Origin of the sequence: Alcaligenes faecalis (genome assembly GCF_009497775.1) — a bacterium.
GTDB classification, from domain to species: Bacteria; Pseudomonadota; Gammaproteobacteria; order Burkholderiales; family Burkholderiaceae_B; genus Alcaligenes; species Alcaligenes faecalis_D.
This window is the reverse complement of record NZ_CP031012.1, coordinates 990,503-1,016,015: the sequence shown is the minus strand read 5'-3', so window position 1 is coordinate 1,016,015 and position 25,513 is coordinate 990,503. Positions and strand designations below refer to the sequence as shown.

Genomic DNA, 25,513 nt, shown 5'->3' with positions numbered 1-25,513 from the left:
TTGCCATGAACTCCAACTCCTTTCCCCCTTTGGCCCAACGCAGCTTGCAAGCGGTCTGGCATCCCTGCACTCAGATGCAGCATCACGATCAAGGCGTGCCGCTGCTGGCGATCAAACGCGCCCAAGGCGCCTGGCTTTATGATGCCGACGGCAACGCCTATCTGGACGCCATCAGCTCCTGGTGGGTGAATCTCTTTGGACATAGCCACCCGCATCTGGTGCAGGCAATTAGCGATCAGGTTCAGCAACTGGATCACATCATGCTATGCGGCCTGACCCATGAGCCGGTTGTGCAGCTTTCCGAACGATTGGCCGCCTTGAGCAATCATCGTCTAGGCCATGCTTTTTATGCCAGCGACGGCGCTTCTGCAGTGGAGATTGCCCTGAAACTGAGCGTGCACTACTGGCGCAACCAGGGCCAGGAGCACAAGCACCGTTTTGTAGGCATTGCACAGGGATACCACGGCGAAACGCTGGGCGCTCTGGCTGTCACTGATGTGCCCTTGTTCCGGGAAAACTATGGCTCACAACTGGGCCAGCAATACACCGCAGCCAGTCCCGATCTGCGCCAGGCCCATAGCCCGGACGAACACAGTCAGGTCACCGCTAACGCATTGCAATCGCTGGAACAGATTCTGGAGAGCCATCAGGACATTGCCGCCGTGATTCTGGAGCCGCTGGTCCAATGTGCGGCTGGCATGCACATGCACTCCCCCGAGTATCTGCGCGGTGTGCGCGAGCTATGCGACCGCTATCAGGTGCATTTGATTTTGGACGAAATTGCCGTGGGTTGCGGGCGTACCGGCACCTTCTTTGCCTGCGAGCAAGCGGGTATCTGGCCTGATTTGCTGTGCCTGTCCAAGGGAATTACCGGCGGCACGCTACCCTTGTCGGTGGTGCTCTCCAGCCCCACGACTTATCAAGGGTTTTATGACCAGGATTTGCGCCGAGGCTTTCTGCATTCCCACTCCTACACCGGCAATCCCCTGGCCTGCCGCGCAGCGCTGGCCACTCTGGACTTGTTCCAGCAATACCCCGTCTACGAGCTGCAAAAAACACTGGGTCAAGCACTGGATGAGGGTTTGCACAGACTGAACCTGCAATATCCCAAGATGCAACACCTGCGCCGCTGCGGGGTGATCTGGGCCTTTGATCTGGACACCGGCCCGGTTCGCTACGATCACCAGGGTTTTGCCCGACGCTTTTACCGCTCTGCCCTGCAACAGGGGCTGATGCTGCGTCCTATCGGCAATACGGTGTACCTGATGCCAGGCTATCTCTGGGGTACGAAAGAGGTAGAGCATTGCTTGAATGGCCTGGGTCGTCTGTTGAAGGAATACGCATGAAGGCCTGCTTTGTGACGGGCACTGATACGGAAATTGGCAAAACGCTGGTCAGTTCGGCCTTGCTTCATTTACTAAGCCAAAGCGGTGCACGCACGCTGGGGATCAAGCCTATTGCCTCAGGAGCCGAAGAAATAGAGGGCCGTCTGCATAACGAAGATGTGGATGCTCTGGCACGGCACTCCAGCCTGAAACCTGCTCCTGAGACCCTAACGCCGTACTTGTTTAAACCAGCTGCGGCACCCCACATTCTGGCTGAGCAGGCAGGAATCGAATTAGATCCGGCCTTGATCCAAAAGTCAGTTCAAGCAGCGGCAGAACAAGCCGACTATGCAGTCGTTGAAGGAGTGGGAGGTTTCATGCTGCCCTTGGGGCAAGAACGGACGGGTGTAGATTTGGCGCAAGCTTTGCAGTTGCCCGTGGTGCTGGTTATCGGCTTACGTTTGGGTGCCTTGAATCATGCTTTGCTGACGGTTCAAGCCATACGCGCCAGCGGTTTGCCCTTGCTGGGCTGGGTCGCCAACCACATCGCCCCGGAGATGAGTTATGCCAAGGAGAACCTGCAAACGCTGCATGACTATCTGCCCGGCCCTTGTCTAGGTGTCATTCCAAGACTGAATGCCACCACACTGGATGATCGTATCCAGCAAGCTGCACAATATCTACGTTCACCCTGGGAAGATAAAGACTAAGCGCTTTTTACAAGACTTAAAGAAAGTAGCTGCCGACGCTACCCAGAAACGCCACGCCCAGCAGCAGACAGACCGCGCCGCCCAAGGCAAAGCGCAAGGCGGGGTTGGCAGACCAGGCGTCCACGCAGCTATTTAACAAGCGCTGACGCCATGTTCCCTGCCCTGCCGCGTCTGCGGCTTGCCGGGAATTTGCACGCAAACGGCTCAGATGCTCCTCGCTGATTCCGTCCATAGCTTCCCACTCCAGCTTCCAGCGCAAGAAAGCGGCCTGATGCTCAGGATCAATGGACAGCCAGGCCCGAAATGCGGACTGGCTGCGGGCATCGTTCTGATGTTTGGGATCGTGCTGTTTGAGCAGCCAGCTCAAGGCCTGCTCATCAATGTGCTGCATGTGTTCGTCCTTAGACATACGAACCAGCCGGACGCGGCACAGCCCCGTCCACCCGATTGACCGGCGCCGGATTATGACGGCACGCCAGCATGGCCATGCGGATATAGTGCTCAACGACTCGGGGGCTGGTGCCCATGCGAGTCGCTATTTCTTTGTAGTTCAGGCCCTCGAAGCGATGCAGCACAAAGGCTTCACGGCGACGACGAGGCAGGGCCTCGATCATGGCCAGCATACGAGCACGTGGTTCTGAAGGAGCGTGAGCAGAGGCTTGTGTGCCACGCAGCATACGCAGGCAAAAACTTAAACCGTTACGGTAAAACGATTTCAGCATGGGCCACTCCCTAAAACACGTCAAATGATAATGGTTCCTATTATCTTTACTGTTTTAGAGAAAGTCCAGCCCTGTTCGATAAAGATTAACTCTGCTCACAAAATAAATAGCCGCTCTTCTCAAACTGCTCTCGCCAAAAAAGCCTTCTGCCATTTCAAAGGTGGCAGCGAGGCAGCCGCTACCAACGGAACCCAGCGCGGCCTGCACAGAAACACTATGCCCGTTCTGGAAAAGCCCCAACCAGCTCTGCTTCTATCAAGGGAGAACAAGCTGATTCAGGACGAATCGCGGACATAAAAAAAAGCCCTGGCATGAAACCAGGGCTTTTTCCAGACGGCCCGCAGGCCGACTCAAAACAATCAGTTGCCGGGGCGCAGATTAGTGGACAGCACATTGATGATGCGCTTGGCTGTCGCCGTGGTCTGTTCCTGACCTTGCTGATCCAGCACCGTTACGCGCGTGCCAGCACCTTGGGCGCTCAGCTTGATGCGGAATGGTGTGGCTTCGGCGGTATTGCGGCTGCCAAAGATGCGGCCAATGATGTTTTGCTGTTCGATCTTCTCGCCGGTATCCGAATCCAGATAGCGGATGAAGAACTCACCAGCGGAACGGTCACGATCTTCCACCGAGAAACCGGCGGAGTCGATGGCTACGCCAACACGACGCCATGCGCGGTCAAAGGACTCGTTCAGCACCAGCTCGGCCTGATCGCCCTTGTCGGAAGCCTGGACTTGAACGCCAGCAGGATCCTTGGAGGCGTTAGCCACTTGTTCACGTGCTGTTTCAATGTCAGAGCCCAGGAAGACCATCATGCGAGCCAGCATGGCTGCATTCAGACCTGGATCTTCTTTGGCGAACACCCATTTAAAGGCGGAACCGTCTGCCGTTGGGGTCTCTTCCATGTGCTGGTGGGACACATAGATTTCGGTCTTGTTGCCGACGCGCTCAAAGCGGGTACGGAAGCGGTCACGTTCGCCGCTGTCAAAGACCTGGTCAATGATGGAGCCCAGGGCGCTGCGTATCCAGCTTTCTGGAATCTTGGCACGGTTTTCAGCCCAGTCGGTCTGGATCAAGCCAGCACGAGGGTCCTGGGACTGAATGGTGAAGCCATGATCACCCCAGAAATCGACGATGCGGGGGAACAGGTCTTCCACGGGGCGGTCTACAACCAGCCAGCGCAGATCGCCGTCACGCATCACCTTGATGGCCTCGGACTGAGGCAGGATCGTATCGGCACCGCCCTTGGCCTGCTGCGCATTTTGACCTTGCGAGTAGACCGAGTAAGACGTGGCACCTTCTGGCGCACGGTAATGTGCGTCGCGGTTAGCCTGGGTCAGATCCGGCGGAATGCTCAAGGGATCGCCTGCAACCGTACTCTTGTAATTAACCGACTCGCCCTGGCCCATAATCTGGTCCATCGTCGAGCAGCCCGACAGCACCAACAGGCTTAGAGACAGCCCGATCAGGCTTTTATTAACTGGCTTAGCAATCATGGAAGAAGATCCGCAAGTTTCAAAGATTGACGCAGCAATTCGTGATGCTGTGCATTTAACGGCGTCAATGGTAAACGATATCCCAGCTGAGTAAGGCCCATTTCTGCAACGGCCCATTTCACGGGAATGGGGTTAGCCTCAACAAACAGGCTCTTGTTCAGACCTGCCAGGTAGGCATTCAAACGACGTACCGTCGGTACATCCATATCCAGAGCGGCCTGGCACAACTGGCTCATCAGGCGTGGGGCCACGTTGGCCGTCACGGAGATATTGCCTTTGGCGCCCAGCAAGATATACGAAGCAGCAGTAGGATCATCACCGCTGACCACAATGAAATCTTCCGGTGCATCACGCAGCAGCAAGCCACCACGGGCCAGATCGCCCGTTGCATCCTTGATACCGATGATGTTGGGGATTTGAGCCAGACGCAGCACGGTGTCGTTCTGCAGGTCGGCTACGGTACGGCCGGGCACGTTATACAGGAACTGGGGCAGATCCACCGCTTCTGCAATCGCGCGGAAGTGCTGGTACATGCCTTCCTGGGTAGGACGGTTGTAGTAGGGCACCACCGACAAACCGGCGTCTGCACCCACTTCCTGGGCGTGGCGCGACAGTTCGATGGCCTCGCGAGTGGAGTTGCCACCCACACCGGCAATCACGGGCACACGGCCAGCAGCGTGCTCAACGGCAACCTTGATCAGTTCAGCGTGCTCATCAACCGACACCGTGGGCGATTCGCCCGAGGTTCCAACGACCACCAGCACACGCGTTCCTTCCTGAATGTGCCAGTCGATCAGCTTTCGGTAAGCGGCAAAATCCAGACCCCCATTGGGATCCATGGGTGTAACAAGGGCAACCATGCTGCCCTGAAAATTGGAAATAGCAGAGTCCGAACTTGCCATGATGAGATGAATCTCCGGGTTTAAGGCCCTATAGCCGAAAAAAAGTATGACTCACAAGTTTAACGGATAAGCCGTTAAATCATAAGAACCATTTCAATATGCCTTCGCCCAGCGCAATCAAGGGACTCATCAGGGTCCAAAGTGCGCCGGTAAACATCAGCAGGATCAGAATGACCATGCCATAAGGCTCGATACGAGAATAATGATAGGCCAAACGATTAGGCAATAGACTAAATACAATGCGCCCGCCGTCCAAAGGTGGCAAAGGCAGCAGATTCAGTGCCATCAGAACCAGGTTGACCTGCACGCCGGCCACCGCCATACCCATCCAGAAGCGGCTGTCGCCCTGCCCGATCTTGACCATCAAATGGGCATACAGAACCCACAAAATCGCCATCACCATATTGGAGGCTGGTCCGGCCAGGGCAACCCAGAGCATGTCGCGCTTGGGATTGCGCAGGCGGCCCCAGTCCACGGGGACGGGTTTGGCCCAGCCAAACAGAATGCCGCCCATGCCCATCATGGCGCTGGACAGCAACAGGACGGCCGGCACCACAATCGTGCCGATAGGGTCGATATGACGCAGTGGGTTCAGGCTGATACGACCGGCCAGCATGGCTGTCGGGTCGCCAAACATGCGGGCGACGTAGCCGTGGGCGGCTTCATGCAGCGTAATACCGAAAATGACTGGTAAAGCATAGACCGTCAAGGTCTGTATAAAAGAGTCCATGGTGATCCTTGGTCCAGGCCGGGGACTTGTCCCCTACTTTTCAAGACGATAAGTCGCCTGCAATCAGCCTGTCTGATTGGGACAGCGAGTGCTGCCCCAAGGTTCAGAATTGAAACACGGATAGGCACCTGGACGCGAGTTTTGTGCAAGTCCGAAGATCAGGACAAGCCCAAGATGGCAGGATCGCCCGAGCCACGACGTTGCACTTCCGGCGTGGGGCCGGTCAGGTCGATCACGGTAGTGGCCTGCAAGGGGCACGGTCCACCATCGACAACCGCCGCCAACTGGTGGGCGTAACGATCCAGAATTTCCTGGGCATCGTTCAGGGGTTCGTCTTCGCCGTCAGGAATCAGCGTGGTGGAAATCAAGGGGCTGCCAACTTGTTCCATCAGGGCCAGGGCCACTTTCTGGTCGGGCACACGAATACCAATGGTTTTGCGCGAAGGGTGCGACACGCGGCGCGGCACTTCCTTGGTGGCTTCCAGAATGAATGTCCACGGGCCAGGGGTGGCCATTTTCAACAAGCGATACTGCGGGTTGTCCACTTTGGCAAAGTGGCTGATCTCGGCCAGATCACGACACAGCAAGGTCAGATGATGACGATCATCCAGGCCACGCAAACGACGCAGGCTGTCAGCGGCGGACTTGTCGTCCAGGCGAGCGACAACGGCATAACTGGAATCGGTAGGAATGGCGAGCAGCCCTCCTTTAGCCAATAGTTCGGCTGCTTGAGCCAATGCGCGGGGTTGGGGGTTTTCGGGATGAACGACGAATAATTGAGACATTTCGCGCTTCCTTGCTATTACGAGGGGAAATCATTAAACCTGAGTCTCGCCGTGACCGGCAAGACCGGAGCACGACTCAGGGTCGAAGTATTCTTGCACGAGTGTTGCACTATTTGAAAAAATCATGCTAGAATACATTTTTTACTTCGCAGCCCACCTTGATGTAGGCCAGAAGCAAAAAAAAAGCAGTACACAGTGGTGACCGTAGCTCAGTTGGTAGAGTCCCGGATTGTGATTCCGGTTGTCGTGGGTTCGAGCCCCATCGGTCACCCCAGAAATTTACCGCTTCCAAGGTTTTGCAGATCTCCTTAAATGGTGACAAGACCAGGAACTGGAAAAGAACAGACTTGAAAGCCCGCCACGCAGCGGGCTTTTTTGCGTTTGTTCATCGTAGCAAGTTTGGCGCCTTCGCACACCCCCACGCAAGTTCGGGCAGGACAATAAACTGTGTTCGATTGTGAACCCCAGGCCAGTGCTCACTTTCACCTGCTGCGCTGCACTTCAAGTTGGCAGGCCCGCAAGGCAAAAGCCCCTCCTCCATCAGACACCCGTCATTTCAGCCCGCACCCTCTGTAATAGAAACTGGCACAAAACCACGCTTTCTTATACTCTAATCTGTCCCATTTTCTGGAAGTTTGCTGATGACACTCGGTTTCCCCTGCTGGGATCAGGCACCCGCCAATTGGGACTGGCTTGCACAGGATGAAGACGGCCAATGGTTCTGGTATGGCGTCCAGCCCTCGCCCGGCATAGGCGGTGGCGTATGGCGCTCTCCCTCCCGCCTGCAGCAGTTTGCCGCCCGCGGAGAACCGAACCCGTCCTGGATGCACAGCCTTTACCAACGTCCGGACCTGCCCGACAAGAACCGTAGCACCTGAACCCATGCAAGAGCATCTGATACACCTGCGCTCCCTGCTGCACGATTACTGGCCGCATCTGGCTCTGGCGCTCAGCGTGATACTGGGCGCTTCCGCGGCCATTCATGCCGCCATGACCAAAAATGATGTCCGCGCGGCCATCAGCTGGGTAGGCGTCATCATCATGTCGCCCCTGTTGGGACCGTTTCTGTATTTGATCGCGGGGATCAACCGGGTACGCAGACAAAGCCGCCTGGAACAAAGTGCGGACGTGTTCTATGAACAGGTCACGTATCTGCACCCTCCCGTCTCAGACATTGGCGCCCTGGTAGGCGCACCGTTCCGCTCTCTGCAAATTCTGGGCGACCGCGTCAGCCGCAGCCAGCTACGTAATGGCAATAATGTGCGCGTTCTGGTCGGTGGTGATCAGGCCTATCCCGCCATGCTGGAAGCCATTGATCAAGCCCACAGCACCATTGCCCTGCAAAGCTATATCTTCGATAGCGACCGCCTGGGGCGCGAATTTGTCAGCGCCCTGTCTCGCGCCCATCAACGTGGTGTGCAGATTCGCGTGCTGGTCGATGCTATTGGTGCCAAATATTCACGCACACCCATTGTGCGATTGCTGCGCCGCGAAGGCATACGCTGCGCCCTGTTCATGACCAACCCCCTGGGCTTTTTGCGCATGCCCTACGCTAATCTACGCAGTCACCGCAAACTGCTGATTGTGGATGGCACGGTAGGCTTTACCGGCGGCATGAATCTGCGTGAATCCTTTATGGCGCAGTACAGCGACGGCAAGCCGTCCCAGGACACCCATTTCCGCCTGGAAGGGCCTGCCGTCATGCAATTGCTGGCTTCCTTCCGCCACGACTGGCAATTCACCACTCGCGAGGATTTGTCCCCCGCCTACTGGCATGCCAGTTCCTCGCCCGCCCCCAGACCTCACGTTCCGGCGCGTTGCATTGCTTCCGGCCCGGATCGTTTCATGGCCAGCACCCACCATATGCTGCAAGGGGCGTTTGCCATTGCTCAGCGCCATATCCGTATTCAGTCCCCCTACTTTCTGCCTGACCAGATCCTGCTGGGGGCCTTGAACACGGCCGCCCGCCGCGGTATCCAGGTCGATATCGTCATCCCCGGACAAAACAATCTGCGTCTGGTCAATTACGCCATGACAGCCCAGCTGGATCAGGTTCTGCGCGCAGGCTGCCGAGTCTGGCGCGCTTGCGGCCCCTTCAACCACTCCAAGCTGATGACCATTGACGGCGTCTGGTCCTATATAGGCTCGTCCAATCTGGACCCGCGCAGCTTGCGTTTGAACTTCGAACTGGACGTGGAAATCTACAGCCGCGATACGGCCCGCCAGATCCAGAACCTGATTGATCTGGAAATTGAAGAGGCTGAAGCCGTCAGCCTGGAATCCTTGAGTTCGATTGGCTTTGGCAAGCGCTTGCGCAACCGCCTGATCTGGCTGGCCAGCCCCTATCTGTAGTAGTGTGTGTTCACATAAAACTGCTGCAAGCTTCAAGAAAGCCCTTGGCTTGCACAATCTTTCAATCCGCTGGCGTACCCACCCTTTATAATCAAGCGCTTAAACGGTCTACACAGACAGGCGTGCCGTTCCCATACAGCCTTGAGCGCCTTTAAAAAAACAATGTCCGAGCTTTCTTATTCCGACCTGGCCCAATGGGCCGCCCATCATCTGGAAAACCGCCCTCCCCGTGCCAAGTCCCTGGTCATGACCTTGTTTGGCGACGTGATTCGTCCGCATGGGGGCAAACTTTGGCTGGGTAGTTTGATTCAGTTGCTGGCCCCCTTCGGGATCAGCGATCGGCTGGTGCGTACCAGCGTGTACAGGCTGGCCGAGGAGGGCTGGCTGAGCGCGCAACGTGAAGGGCGACGCAGCCAGTACACCCTACGCCCCGAAGCCAGCCAGCGCTTCGAGCACGCCTATCAGCGCATCTACACCCCCACCTATCTGGCCTGGGACGGTCAATGGACGCTGATCTTCAGCATGCCCAGCCTGATGATGAACTCCAAGCAACGGGCCGACCTGCGCAAGGAACTGCTGTGGGAAGGCTTTTGCGCCTTGTCACCCACCGCCTTCCTGCACCCGAACCCGGATCACACGATTCTGGATTACATCCTGCAGGCGACACAGGCGCAGTCGCAGGTGTATGTGGGCAAGCTGGAGCCGTCTCAACTACCTCAGACCCGCCCCCTGTCTCAGCTGATTCAGGACAGCTGGGATCTGGCTCAGGTAGCCAGCGGCTACGGTCAGTTCATCCAGCGCTTTGCGCCTGCCCTGGCCATGCTGGACGCAGGCCACGATTACAACGACGAACTGGCCTTTGTGATACGCACCCTGCTGATTCACGAGTTCCGCCGTATTCAGCTGCACGACCCGCAACTGCCTATTGAACTGCTGCCGGCAGGCTGGGCGGGAAAACAGGCGTATGAGCTGTGCCGGGATGTGTATCGTCAGGTTTGCGGCAAGGCCGAACGCTATATCCTGTCTACCCTGCGTGCCGAGGATGAGCAGGCGCCGGAAGCCGCCGCTTACTTCTACGAGCGTTTTGACGGACTGCCGGTTCCATCCGAGAGCCAAGCCTGATACCTGAACCTGCAGCCTGACGAAGGGACTGACGAAGGGACTGACGAAGGGACTGACGAAGGGACTGACGAAGGGACTGACGAAGGGACTGACGAAGGGACTGACGAAGGGACAAATAAAAACCCCGGTGTGATTCGAATCACACCGGGGTTTTTTGTACGCTGTCAGGATCAGGCACGGGCGCCAAAGCCCGGCCTGTCAGAGCAGATTAGTGCGCAGAGGCAGCTTCTGCACCCACACCTGTTTCGGAACGTACCGACTGAGCCTCGAAACCGGCACGATCAATCTCGGCACGTGGGCTTTTATCGGTGATCGAGAAGAACCAGATCGCAATAAAGGCCAAAGGCATGGAGAACAAGGCAGCCGATGCATAAGGGAACGGAGCCGAACCAGCAGGGTTACCCAGCGTAGCTTCCCACACCGATGGGGAGAGCAAGGTCAGCAGCAAGGCAACGATCAGGCCCAGGAAACCGCCAATCGTGGCACCACGTGTCGTGCAACCTTTCCACAGAATGGACAGGAACAGGACAGGGAAGTTAGCCGAAGCGGCAATCGCAAAGGCCAGAGACACCATGAAAGCGATGTTCTGCTTCTCGAAAATAATGCCCAGCAACACGGCAACCACACCCAGGATCAAGGTGGTAGTGCGCGATACACGCATCACTTCCTCGTTCGTGGCTTCGCCCTTCTTGATCAGCGTGGAGTACAGGTCATGCGACACAGCCGATGTACCGGAGAGTGTCAAACCAGCCACCACAGCCAGAATCGTGGCGAAAGCAACTGCCGACATGAAGCCCAGGAACACGTCCCCACCCACAGCATCAGCCAAGTGCACGGCAGCCATATTGGAGCCGCCAATCAGGTCGCCGCCAATTTCCAGGAAGCGGGGGTTGGTGGACACCAGCACGATAGCGCCGAAACCAATGATGAAGGTCAGGATGTAGAAGTAGCCAATCCAGGTCGTTGCCCAGAACACGGATTTACGTGCTTCTTTTGCATCAGGCACGGTGAAGAAGCGCATCAGGATGTGTGGCAGACCAGCCGTACCGAACATCAGAGCCATACCGAAGGAAATCGCGCTGATGGGGTCCTTGATGAAGTTGCCAGGGCCCATGATGGCTTGACCAATCGTGGAGGCCTGAACCGCATCCTTACCGGCAGCAATAGCGGCATCGGTCTTGACCTGAACGGCAGCGGCAAACAGTTTTTCAGGGGAAAAACCGTACTGTGCCAATACCATGATGGCCATGAAGGAAGCACCAAACAGCAGCAAGCCAGCCTTGATGATCTGCACCCAGGTCGTGGCTGTCATACCGCCAAACAGTACGTAGACCATCATCAACACACCCACCAGCACCACGGCAACCCAGTACTCCAGACCAAACAGCAGCTTGATCAACTGGCCTGCACCAACCATCTGTGCGATCAGGTAGAACAGAACCACAACCAGCGTGCCCGAAGCCGCAAAGGCGCGAATCGGACCTTGGCGGAAGCGGTAAGCCGCCACGTCGGCAAAGGTGAATTTGCCCAGGTTACGCAGCTTTTCTGCCAGCAGGAACGTAATGATGGGCCAGCCGACCAAAAAGCCGATGGAGTAGATCAGGCCGTCGTAGCCGTTGATCATCACCGCCGCCGAAATACCCAAAAAGGAAGCCGCAGACATATAGTCACCGGCAATGGCCAGGCCGTTTTGAAAGCCCGTAATACCGCCCCCTGCCGTGTAGAAGTCAGAGACCGACTTGGTGCGGGCAGCCGCCCATTTGGTAATCCACAAGGTCGCCAGCACAAAGACCGCGAACATGCCAATCGCAGTCCAGTTGGTCGGCTGCTTTTGCAGCTCGCCCAGGTCGCCACCAGCCGCCAGCAAGGCGGGGCTGGCCAGCATCAGGCCCAGAGCCAGGCCGGAACGAAGATAGGAATGCTTCATTTACGCACCTCCTCAAGGACTTCCTTGGCCATTTGGTCAAACTTGGTATTGGCGCGCCAGACATAAATGCCTGTGATCACGACGGCCAACACAATGACTCCAAAACCGATAGGAATACCCAGGGTCATGACGCCATCACCCAAGCGCTCTGCAAACAATTCCTTGTCGAAAGCAATAATGCCGATGTAACTGTAGTAAGCCACCAGCATGACGATGGTAAGTATCCAACCCAGCCGCAGCCGGGTCTTGACCAGATTCTGATAGCGAGGATTGGCCGTAATCCGACCTACAAGGGGGTCTTGCATAGTTTGTCTCCGCATTGTTCTGAACGCCTTATTTTGCTGGCGTATCTTATTGAACCGGCCCAGCCCGAAAAGGCTGAAAACGGCGCTATGAAGACGCCTGCCGACGTCTATGCGGTGAACATTAGAGCCCGACACTTACACCATACTTACTAATTGCATCGGCTCAGGGTTATGCCTAGGAGCAGAAAAACACGCAAGAAAAAGGGGAGTAAGGTTGGCGCGGGTGGAGGGGTTCGAACCCCCGGCCCCAGGCTTAGAAGGCCTGTGCTCTATCCAACTGAGCTACACCCGCCAGGTGATGGTGGCATCGTCAAAACAGTCAGGCGATGCAAGGTCCGAGATAACGGCCCGTAAGGAGTCGGGACCGCTTTCAACGCCTGTTTTTTGTAAAAAAACAGACCTGAAAAGGACAATCGAATATTCTAGCCTGAAAAGCTGTTTTAGATAAGCAGCAAGCCAGTCAGAGTGTGAACACTGTAAGAAAAATAATTATAAGTAGTATTTCTGACTCCGAATGGTACAGTCGTGTACGGATTAACCCGTTTTCCTGGATCCTTCTCCATGCCGACCAAAAAGAAACTAAGCAAGCACTCTTTAATACTATCGGCCCCCCTTCTTATCTTGAGCGCAGTCCTGAATACCGCACAGGCAGGTATCAGCTATCAGCTGCGCCAGGTGCAGGCCAGTTCTGGTGAAACCGTTGATATTGACGCCATCGTCTATAACGACACAGGCAGCTTGATGAGCTGGACCGCCCCGCAAAACCTGGTTTTGCAGTGGCGCGACAATAACGGCAAGGTCATCCGCAGCCTGGCCGAGCTGGTTAGCCCGCGGCCCCGAGCGTCCATCCCCACCAACAACTTCACCGCCTACAGCTGGCGAGCCGTAGTCCCCAATGGTTTGACCGGCTTGCAAGCCGTCAATATTGAAGGCGAACGTGTGATGTTGGCGCTGGACACCAATCCGGAAGGCCAAAGCCCGATTACCTCGCAACCGGCAAACGCCGCTGTGGTGAACGCAGGTGCTGGCCATGACCCCCGTGTCATTGACCCCGCCCTGCCCTATGCCCAGGCCGTCGCGGCCGGAGCACAACGCGAAGGGCCAGCCATCAATAACGGACAAGGCCTGAAACCCGCGAACTCCAGTTTCGAGAACTTCAGCAACGCGATTTCGGCCCACGACCCGACCTACTTTATTGCTGGCAATAAAGGCGGCACGAATGCCCGCTTCCAGCTGAGCTTCAAGTACCGCCTGCACTCGCCGGAAGATCCTAGCAATCCGAAGCTCTACGATCATTTCTACATCGGCTATACGCAAACCGCACTGTGGGATCTGCATGCAGACTCCAAACCCTTTGTAGACACCACCTACCGCCCCAGCTTCTTCTGGCGCAAGGACTCCATCTGGGAGTCCGAGCAGAAGCGTCTGTTCATGGGCCTGGCAACCGGCTATGAGCACGCCTCCAACGGCAAGGCCGGGGATGACTCGCGCTCCATGAACGAGGTCTTCATCCAGCCCGAGTTCAATTACCGCTTTGATCACGGTGCCACGCTGACGATTGCCCCACGCATCAAGCACTATGTGTTCATGGGCGAGAACGCAGATTGGGCCCACTACCGTGGCCGTTACGACTGGAAGGTCCGCTACGCCCAGGACAATGGGCTGGTACTGTCTGGTATGTACAACAAGGGCACGGGCAGCCGCAATACGCATGAGTTCTCGATTGCCTGGCCACTGAACCGCACGCCATTGAACATGAATGGCTATATCTACGGCCAGTACTTCTCGGGCTATGCGGAAACCATGCTGGGCTACCGCGACCGCTCTTCGCAATTCCGTATCGGTCTGGCACTGGTGCCCTGATCCTTACAGCAGCCCCCCACCGCGTCGGCTGCCCATGCCGGCGCGGGCCATATCATGATCACAGGCCTGGATCAGAAAGCGCTGGAACAAGGCCACCAATCCCTCCGGCTCACGTCCTTTGGGCCACAACAAACCCACCTCGACAGACTCCACCGTATCGTTAATCCCGATCGCGTGAATGCGCTTGCCTTCCAGAGACCAGGGCCGGTAAACCATATCGGACAAAATCGTCACCCCAAAGCCGTAAGCCACCAGACCACGTACCGCCTCCAGAGAGCGCGTCCGCATGGCCACGCGTTCCGGAAAGCCAGGACTGCCCCAATGACGCATGGCCGCCGTATCAGCATCGTCTACCGTCAGAAAGATGTAGGGATAATTATTGATCTGCCCCAGGGACACACTGGACTCGTTAGCCAGAGCATGTTGATCCGACACCCATAGACGACGACGGGAACTGCTCAGGCGATGGTGCCCGAACATGGCCAAATCGGTGATATTCGACAAAATAGCAACACCCAGATCGATGCGCTCGGCTTCCAGGGCCGCTTCCATTTCGGGGCGCTCCATATCAACCAGCTCGATGTCGATATTGGGATAGCTGTGCTTGAAACGGCTGATCAGGTCAGGCAGGAAATAGCCCAGGACCGTATAGCCCGCCGCCACCCGAATCTGCCCTTCGATATTTTGCCGCCGCAAATCCGCATGGTTCAGCGCATCGCTGACCGCATCAATCACGTGATGAGCGTGGTGAAAAAACGCCTGCCCCTGTGGCGTTAATTCCACGCCGTGGGGCAAGCGCTCAAACAAGGCCACATTCAGCTGGCGCTCCAGACTTTGCACCGCATTACTGATGGCCGACTGCGAAACATTCTCCGCCTGGGCCGCCGCGGAGAACTGCCCGCTGACCGCCGCAGCAATGAAATATCGGAACTGTCTCAGGGTCACTTCGTGTTTCATAGCCATCCGTTTTTCAGATATCAGGTACACGTAAATTTGATTTTACGATAACAAAAAGCTGCCCTAGACTAAAGAACAAACTACAACAACTTGCACGAAAACCATCCTTCTTGCAGGAGACAAACTCATGAATGCCCCACTCAACAAACCTTACAAGGCCATGTTGGAATCCGTGTCCCTGGACGACAAATACACTGTCACCAAGGGCCGCGCCTATATGAGCGGCACCCAAGCCCTGGTGCGCTTGCCCATGTTGCAGAAAGAACGGGACCGGCGCGCGGGTCTGAATACGGCTGGCTTTATCTCTGGCTACCGGGGCTCCCCATTAGGGAGCGTAGACCAGGCCCTGTGGCAAGCCAGCAAACACCTGAAAGAACACGACATCGTGTTCAAACCCGGTCTGAACGAAGACCTGGCCGCTACCGCCGTCTGGGGTAGCCAGCAAACCAATCTGTATCCCAGCGCCCGCTTCGACGGCACTTTTGCCATGTGGTACGGCAAAGGCCCCGGCGTGGACCGTTCCATGGACGTGTTCAAGCACGCCAACTCGGCCGGCAGCGCCCGCCACGGCGGTGTGCTGGTACTGGCAGGCGATGACCACGGCGCCAAATCCTCCACTGTTGCCCACCAGTCCGATCACGTTTTCGCCGCCGCCGGTATCCCCGTGCTGTATCCGGCCAACGTGCAGGAATACCTGGACTTTGGCCAGCATGGCTGGGCCATGAGCCGTTTCTCCGGTCTGTGGGTAGCCTTGAAGTGCGTCACCGAAGTGGTGGAATCGAACGCCTCGGTGGACCTGGACCCGGACAGCCTGAATATCGTCCTGCCCGAGATCGAGGACATGCCCGCCGATGGCCTGAACATCCGCTGGCCGGACCCGCCACTGGCGCAAGAAGCCCGCATGATGAACCACAAGTGGTACGCCGCTTTGGCTTATGTGCGCGCCAACAAATTGAACCGCGTCGAGATTGATTCGCCTGAAGCCCGCTTTGGCATCATGACGGCTGGTAAAGCCTATCTGGACACCCGCCAGGCACTGGCCGATCTGGGTCTGTCCGACGAACTCTGTGCCGAGCTAGGCATCCGACTCTTTAAAGTGGGCTGTATCTGGCCTCTGGACGGGCAGGACGCCCGCCAGTTCGCAACCGGCCTGTCCGAAATTCTGGTGGTAGAAGAAAAACGCCAGATTCTGGAATACGCACTTAAAGAAGAGCTGTACAACTGGCGCGATGACGTGCGCCCCAAGGTCTACGGCAAGTTTGACGAGACCGAGCACGGTGGCGGCGAATGGTCGCTATCGCGCTCCCCCTGGTTGCTGCCTCCTCAAGGCGAGCTTTCCCCCGCGATTATTGCGCGCGCCATTGCCCGCCGCCTGGGCACGATGGATCTTCCCGAGGAACTGCAAGCCCGCATCCAGGCCCGTCTGGCCATTCTGGACGCCAAGGACCGCGAAGCCCGCATGCCGCGCGTCAGCGTGGAGCGCAAACCCTGGTTCTGTTCAGGCTGTCCACACAATACCTCCACCCGCGTACCTGAAGGCTCGCGCGCCATGGCCGGGATTGGCTGTCACTACATGACGGTCTGGATGGATCGCAGCACCTCCACCTTCAGTCATATGGGTGGCGAAGGCGTCGCCTGGATTGGCCAGCAACCCTTTACCGATGAAAAACACGTCTTCGCCAACCTGGGCGATGGCACGTATTTCCACTCGGGAATTCTGGCGATTCGAGCCTCGATCGCGGCCAACTCCAATATCACCTACAAGATTCTGTACAACGATGCCGTCGCCATGACAGGCGGCCAGCCCGTAGACGGAATCCTGAAAGTCACGGATGTGATTGCCCAGGTCCATGCCGAGGGCGCCCGCAAGATTGTGGTGGTCACCGACGAGCCGGAAAAATTCAAGGGCATTACCCTGGCGGGCAACCCACCTATCTATCACCGCGATGAGCTGGACCGCGTACAGCGCGAGCTGCGCGAAGTGCCCGGCACCACCATCCTGGTGTATGACCAGACCTGCGCCACGGAAAAACGCCGTCGCCGCAAGAAAGGGACTTACCCGGACCCAGCGCTGCGCGCCTTTATCAATGACACGGTCTGTGAGGGCTGCGGGGACTGCTCGGTCAAGTCCAACTGCTTGTCAGTTGAGCCGCTGGACACCCCCATGGGTTCCAAGCGCCGCATCAACCAATCCTCCTGTAATAAGGACTTCTCCTGCGTTAACGGTTTCTGCCCCAGCTTTGTCACCCTGAAAGGGGCGCAAGTACGCAAGCCGGAAGCTCAGGGCCGTTCGCTGGAGTCCTTCAATCTGGCCGATTTGCCTCTGCCCAAACTGCCGGATCTGGACAAGACCTACGGCATTCTGATCGCCGGTATTGGCGGCACGGGTGTTGTAACGGTAGGTGGCCTGCTGGGTATGGCCGCTCATATCGAGCAAAAAGGCGTCAGCGTTCTGGATATGGCCGGTCTGGCGCAGAAAGGCGGTGCCGTGCTGAGCCACGTGCAAATTGCACGCCAGCCCGATCTGCTCCACGCTACCCGCGTTCCGACTGGCGAGGCCTCCTTGCTGATTGGTAGTGATGCCCTGGTCAGCGCCTCCACAGACGTACTGAGCCGTGTCAGCCGCGACCGCACGCACACCATTATCAATACCGCTGCCAGCCCGACTTCGGACCTGATCGGCAATGCGCACTGGAAATTCCCGCTGCAAACCGCCTGCACGGATATTGAAAACGCAGTGGGCCAGGACATTCGCTACCTGGATGCCAATGCCCTGGCAGTGCACGTAATGGGCGACGCACTGTACGCCAACCCCATCTTGCTGGGCTACGCCTTCCAGCGCGGCTGGATTCCTCTGCATATGGACAGCCTGTTGCGCGCCATCGAGCTGAACGGGGTTTCTGTCAAAGCCAACCGTGAAGCCTTCCAGTGGGGTCGTCTGGCTGCTGAAAAAGGTATCGAAGCCTTGATGGAAGGTGCCACACCCAAAGCCCGCGCAGTCACTTTCCCGGAAAGCGTGCAATCCCTGATCAAGCGTATGGAAGAGCACCTGACGGCGTACCAGAACCCGGCCTGGGCCAAGCGCTATCGCGATGCCATCAACAAGGTCATGGAACGCGAATCGCGTCTGGATCAGGACAAGGCTCTGCCCCTGACTCGCATCGCCGCCACGCAACTGGCCAAGCTGATGAGCTACAAGGACGAGTACGAAGTGGCCCGTCTGTACACCGACCCTGCTTTCCTGGACAAGCTGCGCGCCCAGTTTGCGGGTGAACCTGGCAAGGACTACCAGATTGAATACCATCTGGCTCCGCCCCTGCTGGGTCGCAAGAACAGCCAGGGCCAGCCTATCAAGAGCAAGTTTGGTCCCTCGACCCGCAGCTTGTTCACGATTCTGGCCGGTCTGCGCGGTTTGCGTGGGGGAGCCCTGGATATCTTTGGCTACACCCAGGAACGCCGTCAGGAACGCCAGAACATTGAAGACTATCTGGCCGACCTGAATGAAGTCAGCGCCCACCTGGATGCGGACAATATGGAAGTGGCCCAGCGCTGGTTGAACTACCCGGATCTGATCCGTGGCTACGGCCATGTCAAAGATGCGGGCCACGTCAAAGCCTACGCCCAGCGTGAACAACAACGCAGCCAGTTCCGTTCCCGTACCGAACCCAGCCAACGCGTTGCCTAAACCTATCGCCAGCCCTGGACACAGGGCTGGCTCCCCCTAGCTCCTCCTTAGCAGCAGGCTGTCTTTCAAAGCGGCCTGCTTTTTTTTCGTCTTTAAACCCTGAACCGGCATGCAGCCGCCCTTCCCTGAAAAGCCCTAGCGTTTAGCAGGATAGTTTGCTCATTAAACTGACATACAATCGTGCAATTCGATGCCAGTGCCACCGTCCGTGGCATTTAGGTCGACCAGGACCACATTCTTATGCGCCATCTTGTTTACGTTTTTGTTCCTTCAGCCCTGATTTTGCTGACCGCTTTCAGGCTGGCTTTTGCCTTGTGGCAATGGCCGCGTGTGCGTCAGGCCGGAGGTCTGCTGCCCATCCTGATTGGCGGCTTGCGTATCGACGCCCTGATGATCGCCGCGCTCAGCGCCCCCGTGGTCTTGCTGGCCCCCTGGCTTGGGCACTATCCCATCATGACGACGATTGCCGCCATCTGGTTTACCTTCGCCTGGTTTCTGCTGACCTTGCTGGAAGTCTCCACACCCCAATTCATTATTGAATACGACACCCGCCCCAACCGGCTGTATGTGGACTACCTGAAGCACCCTCAAGAAGTGGTGGGCATGCTATGGAAGGGCTACAAGCTGATGATAGGCATCGCCCTGATTGGTCTGGGGCTGATTGTGTATTCGGGTTGGTCTATTTTTGGTCATGTTTCCGCTGACCCGGTAATGAGCTGGTGGCTGCGTCCCATCTGGATGCTGATTGGCGCGGCCCTGTGCGCCCTGGCGATTCGTGGCACCCTGGCCCACCGCCCCATCAACCCCTCGTCGGTAGCCTGGAGCAGCGACAGCATGCTCAACACGCTGCCCTTGAACTCGCTGTACAACGTGGCCTACGCCATCTACAGCATGAAAAACGAGCGTTCGGCCGAAGACATTTACGGTGGTCTGGACGCTGCCGAAATGAACCAGATCGTGCGCGATGCGGCTGCCTTACCGGCTGGTCCTGATACATTGCCCACACTGCACCGTCAGACGCCCGCGCAGAAACGCGAACGCAAACCCAATCTGGTCCTGATTGTAGAAGAGAGCCTGGGTGCCCAATATGTCAGCAATCTGGGCGGCGCCAACCTGACCCCCGAACTGGACAAGCTGGCCCAAACCGGCTGGAACTTCCGCCGCGCCTACGCTACCGGCACCCGTTCGGTACGGGGTCTGGAGGCGGTTTCCGCCGGTTTCCCCCCAACCGTGGCCGACGCCGTGCTGCGCCTGCCCGGCTCGCAAACCCGCTTTTTCACCCTGGCCCAATTGCTCAAAGAGCAAGGCTACCGCTCACGTTTTATCTATGGCGGTGAAGCCCACTTTGACAATATGAAGAGCTTTTTCCTGGGCAATGGCTTTGATGAGCTATATGAGCAATCCAGCTTCGAGTCCCCTGAATTTGTCGGCACCTGGGGCGCCAGCGACGAGGATATGTTCAACAAGCTGCACCAACTGCTTAGCCAGGACAGCGAACAACCTACCCTGACGCTGGCCTTCTCTGTCAGCAATCACTCGCCCTGGGAATACCCGGCAGGCCGTATTCAGGTGGAAGGCGATCCCGCCACGGTAGAGAACACCGTGCGTTACGCCGACTGGGCCATTGGGGATTTCTTCAAGAAAGCACGCGAATCCGACTATTGGGACAACACCGTGTTCCTGATTGTGGCCGACCACGACTCGCGTGTGGGTGGTGCCAATCTGGTGCCTGTGCGTCACTTCCATATTCCCGCCCTGATTCTGGGCGCAGGCGTGCCTAGCCGTCAGGACGAGCGCATCATGAGCCAGATTGACCTGGCTCCCACCCTGCTGTCCCTGATGGGTATTGAAAGCGAGCACCCCATGATCGGGCGCGACCTGACCCAGCAAGACAGCGACCGGGCCATGATGCAGTACTTCGAGAACTACGGTTATCTGAAAGGCGACATCCTGACCGTACTGATGCCGCACCTGCCGCCTTGCCAATATCGCTATACCGCACCGGACAAGTACGAGCCACTGGAGCAGATAGACGAAGCGCTGGCCAAGGAAGCCCTGGCCCACGTGCTCTGGCCTAGCTGGGCGTATCACGAACAGGCTTACACCCTGCCCCATCTGCAAAAACGCTAAAACCAAGAGCGCAGGGCTTGACGAAGCCCTGAATCCGTTCTATTATGCTTGTCTTTAGTCGGGGCGTAGCGCAGCCTGGTAGCGCATCTGGTTTGGGACCAGAGGGTCGCGAGTTCGAATCCCGCCGCCCCGACCATTAAAGAATTAAAGGCTTAGTTCATTGCATAGTGAACTAAGCCTTTTTCTTTGCCTGCTCGCTATTGAGCTTCTCTTGGCACGCCTATCTTGACGCTATTTATTTAGCTGACTAAGATCAATTATTATTAATTGACCGTAGTCAAACAATGCAAGCTCAGGATATTCAAACCGTACGTCGCTTCAGCCGCACCGTCTCGCAACGCGCCGGACTGCTGGATGCCAATTATCTGGGTACAGGCCGCCCTCTGGCCGAGGCCCGCCTGCTGTTTGAAATTGGTCAGCACGGCTGCACGGTACGCGAACTGCGACAACGCCTGGGTTTTGACCCCGGCTATTTGAGTCGCCTGCTACGTTCGCTGGAAAAAGATGGGCTGGTCAAGAACAGCCCGGACGAATCCGACGCCCGGGTACGACGCGTCCGCCTTAGCCCCGCCGGGCTGACTGAATGGCAATCTCTGGACAAACGTTCGGACCATCTGGCCCAGTCCCTGATTGCCCCACTGCCAGACCATCAACGCGAACGCCTGCTGCAAGCCATGTCGGAAGTGGAGCGCTTTCTGCGCGCCTCCGCCCTGAAAGTGGAAATAGCCCACCCCGATTCCCCCGAAGCCCGTGCCTGCATTGATGCGTATTTCAGCGAGCTGCGGCAACGCTTTGAAAACGGCTTCAATCCAGAGATAACAACTTCAGCCAAGTCAGAAGAACTGACACCGCCTGCCGGGTACTTCCTGCTGGCCTGGCTGGACGGCGAAACTGTAGGCTGCGTAGCCCTGAAAGTGCATGAGCGTATTGGTGAAATCAAGCGCATGTGGGTCGCGCCCAGCGCACGAGGTTTAGGCCTGGCCCACCGCATCCTGCAAGCCACGGAAGAACTGGCGCGTCAGGCTGGTCTGCAGAAAATCCAGCTGGATACCAACCGCAGCCTGGGTGAAGCCCGTTTGCTGTATCTGAAAAATGGCTATACCGAGATCCCCGCCTATAACGACAACCCCTACGCCCATTACTGGTTCGAGAAGTCGCTTTAATACTTCACCAAACCCGCCTTACGCCTGCTTGCCAACAGCGCCAAATTTGTCAGGCCATTTGCGTTATGCTCTGGGCACACCCTCTGACCAGGAATAGGAAATGAGCAATTCAAAAATTCTGGGCTTGAGCACGCTGGCCTTGTTGCTGTGCCTGCTGACCGTGCCTACCCTGTTTCTGCTTCTGCCGGTTTTTCTGTTCCCGCTTGCGGCGTGTCTGATCAGCCTCTACGTATACAGACGCGGCCTGCGCGGCCAGGCACACAGCCTGGGGATTCGGCTCTTTGCCCTGCTGCCGATCCCGGTTGCGATCTTTACCTTCCTGTTTTGCATGCAGTGGATTCAGCAGGGCTACCGGGCCTGATGGCCCTGCCCTGCCTTTCCATGCTTCCTGTCAGTTCAGATCAACGTATTGATGGTCTTTAGGCCGTTGGGCCGCCACATCCTTGGCCGTGACCTTATCGCTGAACTCGTTGCCAAAATTCGAGCGCACGTAATTGACCACCTCGGCAATTTGCTCGTCATTCATCAGGCCCCCTAAACCCGGCATGGCCCGATTACCTTGGGTGACCATGAACACGGCATAGGCCGGTGCCCCCAGCTTGGGGTTTTTGGACAGCGAAGGATAGGTCCCCGCCCCCGTCGCCCCTTTGGCATCAATCATGTGGCAAGAGGCACAGACCTGCTCATACAGCTCCTTGCCCGTTTTCTGGGTAAAGACCTGGGTGTCGCCTCCCACCACTGCCGTATCGGCATAGCTGACCGTCAGAAAGCCCGAAGCCAGCAGTATCGCTAAAGATCGCATCATCATGACTGGGCTCCTTTGGAATCGGCTTGCTGATTACCCACGGCCTGGCTATGCAAGCGCATAATCGCATTCAGGGAAGATAGAATCGCCCCCTCCTGCCAGGCGTTGATATAAGACGCGTGCTCGCCCGCCAGAACCAGGTGCCCGTCTATCTGGCACAGGTTTTCGTAGTGCGCCTTGCGGGTCTGATCAGTCCACAAGCCATAACAACCCAGAGTCCACGGCACCCGGTGCCAAGCCACGGCAACCCCGCTTTCAAACTCGTCCTTGTATTGCGGGTGAATTTGCGCGCCATATTCCAATGCGTGCTTGATACGGTCTTCCGGACTGAGCGACGACCATTCCGAGGCGCTGGGCCCAAACATATAGCCGCCCAGCAAAACACCTTTACCACCGCCATTCATCCCGCCACTGGGGTAGGAAATCTGGGTGATCGGCAAATCGGTATAGCTGATACCGCCGTAAATGGCCTCATCATCCTCCCAGAAACGTCGCTTGAACTGCAGCCCGATTTTCACGGAAGGGGCATAAGGCACGGCATCAATAGCTGCACGCATTTCCTTGCTGGAGTCCACCTCGATCTGGCTCAGCACCGACAAGGGAATGGTGCACACACACCAGTCTGCGGTTTCCTTGTGCTCCTCGTTTTTAAGCTGGTCGGTATAGGTGACGGTGACTTTGCCGTCGCTTTGCTTGATGGACGTCACCTTGGCATGGAAGGTGAACAGCCCTTCCAGCTCCTTGCCAAAGGCCACCCCGATCTGGTCCATGCCGCCCACAGGCTGGAACATGGTCTGCTGGAACTCGTACAGATCATGCATACCCATATTGTGCCAAACGCTGGAGCGCACAATATCGTCCAGTTTCAGGGGCTCGGAAAACACCGGCTCGGCATTCAGACCACCGCCCGGATCCTTCTCGAAGCCTCGCACCTCGGAACTGCTATGGCCTTTTACATAAGCCATGTTCTTGTCCAGCGCCCCCCAGGTACGCAGGGCTTCCAGCAGTTTTTCCTGATCCTCTTTGGACAAGGGCGCATCCAGTGCCTGCGTATTGATGGCTTTGGACAGCAGCTCGGACACGTGCCCCTGAAAGTCGGCATGAATATGGCGAAAGCGCTGTGGCTTGCCGTCAAAGTGCTTGCTGCTATGCAGATAGGCGTTGTAGTTGTACTGGATAAAGGGTTCCAGCCGAACCTTCAGACGCTTGCAATAATCGATCAGCGCTCTGTGATGGAAAGGGATACGCCAAGGCCCCGGATTGATGTACTGATCCTTGTCGAACTTCACATCCTGTTTGGCCCCGCCCAGTTCGGTAAAACTGTCCCCGCCGTGCAAGGACCAGTTTCGCCCCCCTACTTTTTCGCGATATTCCAGGATTTTGACTTTGTACCCTGCATTGCGCAGTTCCAAAGCGGCCACCATGCCAGCCAGACCCGCCCCCAGGATCACCACAGAGGTCCCTGGCTTGGGCTTGCCTTCCAGGCGAATCGGGCCATCATAGCTGCCCTCCGCCGCATGGCCCAGGCGCATCATGGCCTGATACATGGCCGCGCCACCTGCGGCATACCCGACCATGGTCAGGAAATGCCGCCGTGTCAGTATTCCACCCTGTGAAACTTGGCTCATCGTCCTTTCTCCTTTTGGAAAAATGATGAGCAGCATTCGCCCCCAACTTCTTTGCCTGCCCCCGGTGCATGAATGCTACTCGTGTGGAAAAAAACAAAGAACACAATGCTTTATGATCAGCTTGCCACTTAACTATAAGCACCTAAAATGTTTAAGCCCAACATAAGAAACATATCTTTACAGGGCTGAAAATTAGCTGACTTCAGATAAATGCTTGCAAGCCCCTTTTTCATGCAGGCATATGCTTGCCAAGTTCCCCACGACGAGATATAATTTTTTTCTTAGTCGGGGCGTAGCGCAGCCTGGTAGCGCATCTGGTTTGGGACCAGAGGGTCGCGAGTTCGAATCCCGCCGCCCCGACCAAAAAATTCAAAGGCCTTGCAGAGCAATCTGCAAGGCCTTTTAGTTTTGCCGGTTCAGTTCATTACCCTCATTCACCGCCGGCACCGCAACAGCCTTTAACTTTGGCTGGCGCTCACCCCCACCGAGTCGGGCAAACCAAAAATAGAATCAAATGCCCAGTTGTAGATGAAAGCGAAGATGGGAAAGAAAGCCAGCAATACCGCTTCCATCAGAAAAGCCTTCCACAAGCTGACATTCAGCCACCACGCAATCAGCGGGATCAGCAAAGACACCAGCACAATCTGAAAACCGGCCACATGCAGCACCCGGTGCCAGAACGTGCGCGCCTGAATCTGACGACGACGCTCCCAGGCTTCAAACAGCATGTTGTAGAACAGGTTCACCGATACCGCGCAGGTGCTGATCATGAAAGACAGCACCCCGCTTTCCATCGCCCCCGCCCCACTCAAGTGCCCCAATACGGTTGCCGCTACCATCATGCCCAACAACTCGAACATGCCTACGTAGACAACTCTTCTTTTCCATCCCTGCACGATAAATATCCTT

22 protein-coding genes and 4 tRNA genes are annotated in these 25,513 nt (G+C 56.9%); 13 read left to right on the top strand and 13 right to left on the bottom strand.

Annotated features, from left to right (window positions below; all coding sequences use genetic code 11):
- Positions 1–5 precede the first annotated feature (5 nt).
- Positions 6–1,346: an adenosylmethionine--8-amino-7-oxononanoate transaminase gene (gene bioA / locus DUD43_RS04655; RefSeq protein WP_153229342.1), complete on the top strand. Its 1,341-nt coding sequence runs from the start codon at positions 6–8 to the stop codon at positions 1,344–1,346.
- Complete coding sequence (gene bioD / locus DUD43_RS04650) at positions 1,343–2,035, top strand: dethiobiotin synthase (RefSeq protein ID WP_153229341.1); 693 nt, start codon at positions 1,343–1,345, stop codon at positions 2,033–2,035. Before bioA ends, bioD begins: the two co-directional genes overlap by 4 nt.
- A 16-nt stretch (positions 2,036–2,051) precedes the next feature.
- Here the strand turns inward: bioD and DUD43_RS04645 are convergent, their stop codons facing one another.
- The 6 genes from DUD43_RS04645 to DUD43_RS04620 form a co-directional block, all read right to left on the bottom strand.
- The gene (locus DUD43_RS04645; RefSeq protein WP_045931023.1) at positions 2,052–2,426 is read right to left on the bottom strand and encodes a FecR/PupR family sigma factor regulator; all 375 of its coding nucleotides are present in this window, start codon (positions 2,424–2,426) and stop codon (positions 2,052–2,054) included.
- 10 nt (positions 2,427–2,436) lie between these two features.
- Positions 2,437–2,757: a sigma factor-like helix-turn-helix DNA-binding protein gene (locus tag DUD43_RS04640; RefSeq protein WP_153229340.1), complete on the bottom strand. Its 321-nt coding sequence runs from the start codon at positions 2,755–2,757 to the stop codon at positions 2,437–2,439.
- 359 nt (positions 2,758–3,116) lie between these two features.
- Positions 3,117–4,250 carry an outer membrane protein assembly factor BamC gene (gene bamC, locus DUD43_RS04635; protein WP_153229339.1) on the bottom strand — a complete coding sequence of 378 codons (1,134 nt, stop codon included), beginning with the start codon at positions 4,248–4,250 and terminating at the stop codon, positions 3,117–3,119.
- Positions 4,247–5,152, bottom strand: a complete 906-nt coding sequence (gene dapA / locus DUD43_RS04630) for a 4-hydroxy-tetrahydrodipicolinate synthase (RefSeq protein ID WP_153229338.1) — start codon at positions 5,150–5,152, stop codon at positions 4,247–4,249. The genes bamC and dapA overlap by 4 nt, the downstream gene beginning before the upstream one ends.
- 79 nt (positions 5,153–5,231) lie before the next feature.
- Entirely contained in the window at positions 5,232–5,882 is a 651-nt protein-coding gene (locus DUD43_RS04625) for a site-2 protease family protein (protein WP_153229337.1), read from the bottom strand.
- Between the two features lie 158 nt (positions 5,883–6,040).
- Positions 6,041–6,667 carry an L-threonylcarbamoyladenylate synthase gene (locus DUD43_RS04620; RefSeq protein ID WP_153229336.1) on the bottom strand — a complete coding sequence of 209 codons (627 nt, stop codon included), beginning with the start codon at positions 6,665–6,667 and terminating at the stop codon, positions 6,041–6,043.
- Positions 6,668–6,865: 198 nt separating this feature from the next.
- Between DUD43_RS04620 and DUD43_RS04615 the strand changes: the two genes are divergently transcribed.
- From DUD43_RS04615 to paaX, 4 genes are all read left to right on the top strand, one after another.
- Positions 6,866–6,941: transfer RNA gene (locus DUD43_RS04615), tRNA-His, on the top strand.
- Positions 6,942–7,308: 367 nt separating this feature from the next.
- Positions 7,309–7,545 (top strand): hypothetical protein, encoded by a 237-nt coding sequence (locus DUD43_RS04610; protein WP_153229335.1) that lies wholly within the window; start codon positions 7,309–7,311, stop codon positions 7,543–7,545.
- A gap of 4 nt (positions 7,546–7,549) precedes the next feature.
- Complete coding sequence (locus tag DUD43_RS04605; protein ID WP_153229334.1) at positions 7,550–9,019, top strand: phospholipase D-like domain-containing protein; 1,470 nt, start codon at positions 7,550–7,552, stop codon at positions 9,017–9,019.
- A 162-nt stretch (positions 9,020–9,181) separates the two neighbouring features.
- Entirely contained in the window at positions 9,182–10,141 is a 960-nt protein-coding gene (gene paaX, locus DUD43_RS04600; protein ID WP_153229333.1) for a phenylacetic acid degradation operon negative regulatory protein PaaX, read from the top strand.
- Positions 10,142–10,349: 208 nt separating this feature from the next.
- On the opposite strand, the gene DUD43_RS04595 is transcribed toward paaX, so the two are convergent.
- The 3 genes from DUD43_RS04595 to DUD43_RS04585 all read right to left on the bottom strand — a co-directional run bounded on the left by DUD43_RS04595 (position 10,350) and on the right by DUD43_RS04585 (position 12,665).
- Positions 10,350–12,068, bottom strand: coding sequence for a cation acetate symporter (locus DUD43_RS04595; protein ID WP_063692375.1), 1,719 nt, complete (start codon positions 12,066–12,068; stop codon positions 10,350–10,352).
- A complete protein-coding gene (locus DUD43_RS04590; protein ID WP_026485267.1) occupies positions 12,065–12,373 on the bottom strand; it encodes a DUF485 domain-containing protein in 309 nt (102 codons plus the stop codon). Before DUD43_RS04590 ends, DUD43_RS04595 begins: the two co-directional genes overlap by 4 nt.
- 215 nt (positions 12,374–12,588) lie before the next feature.
- A tRNA-Arg gene (locus DUD43_RS04585) sits at positions 12,589–12,665 on the bottom strand.
- A 269-nt stretch (positions 12,666–12,934) separates the two neighbouring features.
- On the opposite strand from DUD43_RS04585, the gene DUD43_RS04580 reads away from it, so the two are divergent.
- Positions 12,935–14,236, top strand: a complete 1,302-nt coding sequence (locus DUD43_RS04580) for a phospholipase A (RefSeq protein ID WP_153229332.1) — start codon at positions 12,935–12,937, stop codon at positions 14,234–14,236.
- Positions 14,237–14,239: 3 nt separating this feature from the next.
- Here DUD43_RS04580 and DUD43_RS04575 read toward each other — a convergent pair whose 3' ends face one another.
- Entirely contained in the window at positions 14,240–15,193 is a 954-nt protein-coding gene (locus DUD43_RS04575; RefSeq protein WP_194273493.1) for a LysR family transcriptional regulator, read from the bottom strand.
- Positions 15,194–15,320: 127 nt separating this feature from the next.
- On the opposite strand from DUD43_RS04575, the gene DUD43_RS04570 reads away from it, so the two are divergent.
- The 5 genes from DUD43_RS04570 to DUD43_RS04550 all read left to right on the top strand — a co-directional run bounded on the left by DUD43_RS04570 (position 15,321) and on the right by DUD43_RS04550 (position 22,532).
- Positions 15,321–18,878: an indolepyruvate ferredoxin oxidoreductase family protein gene (locus DUD43_RS04570; protein ID WP_153229330.1), complete on the top strand. Its 3,558-nt coding sequence runs from the start codon at positions 15,321–15,323 to the stop codon at positions 18,876–18,878.
- Between the two features lie 240 nt (positions 18,879–19,118).
- Positions 19,119–21,008, top strand: coding sequence for an LTA synthase family protein (locus DUD43_RS04565; protein ID WP_153229329.1), 1,890 nt, complete (start codon positions 19,119–19,121; stop codon positions 21,006–21,008).
- A gap of 59 nt (positions 21,009–21,067) precedes the next feature.
- A tRNA-Pro gene (locus tag DUD43_RS04560) sits at positions 21,068–21,144 on the top strand.
- A gap of 148 nt (positions 21,145–21,292) precedes the next feature.
- Positions 21,293–22,171 carry a bifunctional helix-turn-helix transcriptional regulator/GNAT family N-acetyltransferase gene (locus tag DUD43_RS04555; protein ID WP_153229328.1) on the top strand — a complete coding sequence of 293 codons (879 nt, stop codon included), beginning with the start codon at positions 21,293–21,295 and terminating at the stop codon, positions 22,169–22,171.
- A 100-nt stretch (positions 22,172–22,271) separates the two neighbouring features.
- Complete coding sequence (locus DUD43_RS04550; RefSeq protein ID WP_153229327.1) at positions 22,272–22,532, top strand: hypothetical protein; 261 nt, start codon at positions 22,272–22,274, stop codon at positions 22,530–22,532.
- Between the two features lie 30 nt (positions 22,533–22,562).
- On the opposite strand, the gene DUD43_RS04545 is transcribed toward DUD43_RS04550, so the two are convergent.
- Together DUD43_RS04545 and DUD43_RS04540 are read right to left on the bottom strand one after the other, a co-directional pair.
- On the bottom strand, positions 22,563–22,979 hold the full coding sequence (locus DUD43_RS04545; RefSeq protein WP_153229326.1) for a c-type cytochrome: 417 nt from the start codon (positions 22,977–22,979) through the stop codon (positions 22,563–22,565).
- Complete coding sequence (locus DUD43_RS04540) at positions 22,976–24,604, bottom strand: flavin monoamine oxidase family protein (RefSeq protein WP_153229325.1); 1,629 nt, start codon at positions 24,602–24,604, stop codon at positions 22,976–22,978. The genes DUD43_RS04545 and DUD43_RS04540 overlap by 4 nt, the downstream gene beginning before the upstream one ends.
- A gap of 286 nt (positions 24,605–24,890) precedes the next feature.
- Here DUD43_RS04540 and DUD43_RS04535 point away from each other — a divergent pair.
- Positions 24,891–24,967, top strand: a tRNA-Pro gene (locus tag DUD43_RS04535).
- A 95-nt stretch (positions 24,968–25,062) separates the two neighbouring features.
- Here DUD43_RS04535 and DUD43_RS04530 read toward each other — a convergent pair.
- A complete protein-coding gene (locus DUD43_RS04530) occupies positions 25,063–25,500 on the bottom strand; it encodes a PACE efflux transporter (protein WP_153229324.1) in 438 nt (145 codons plus the stop codon).
- Positions 25,501–25,513: the final 13 nt, after the last annotated feature.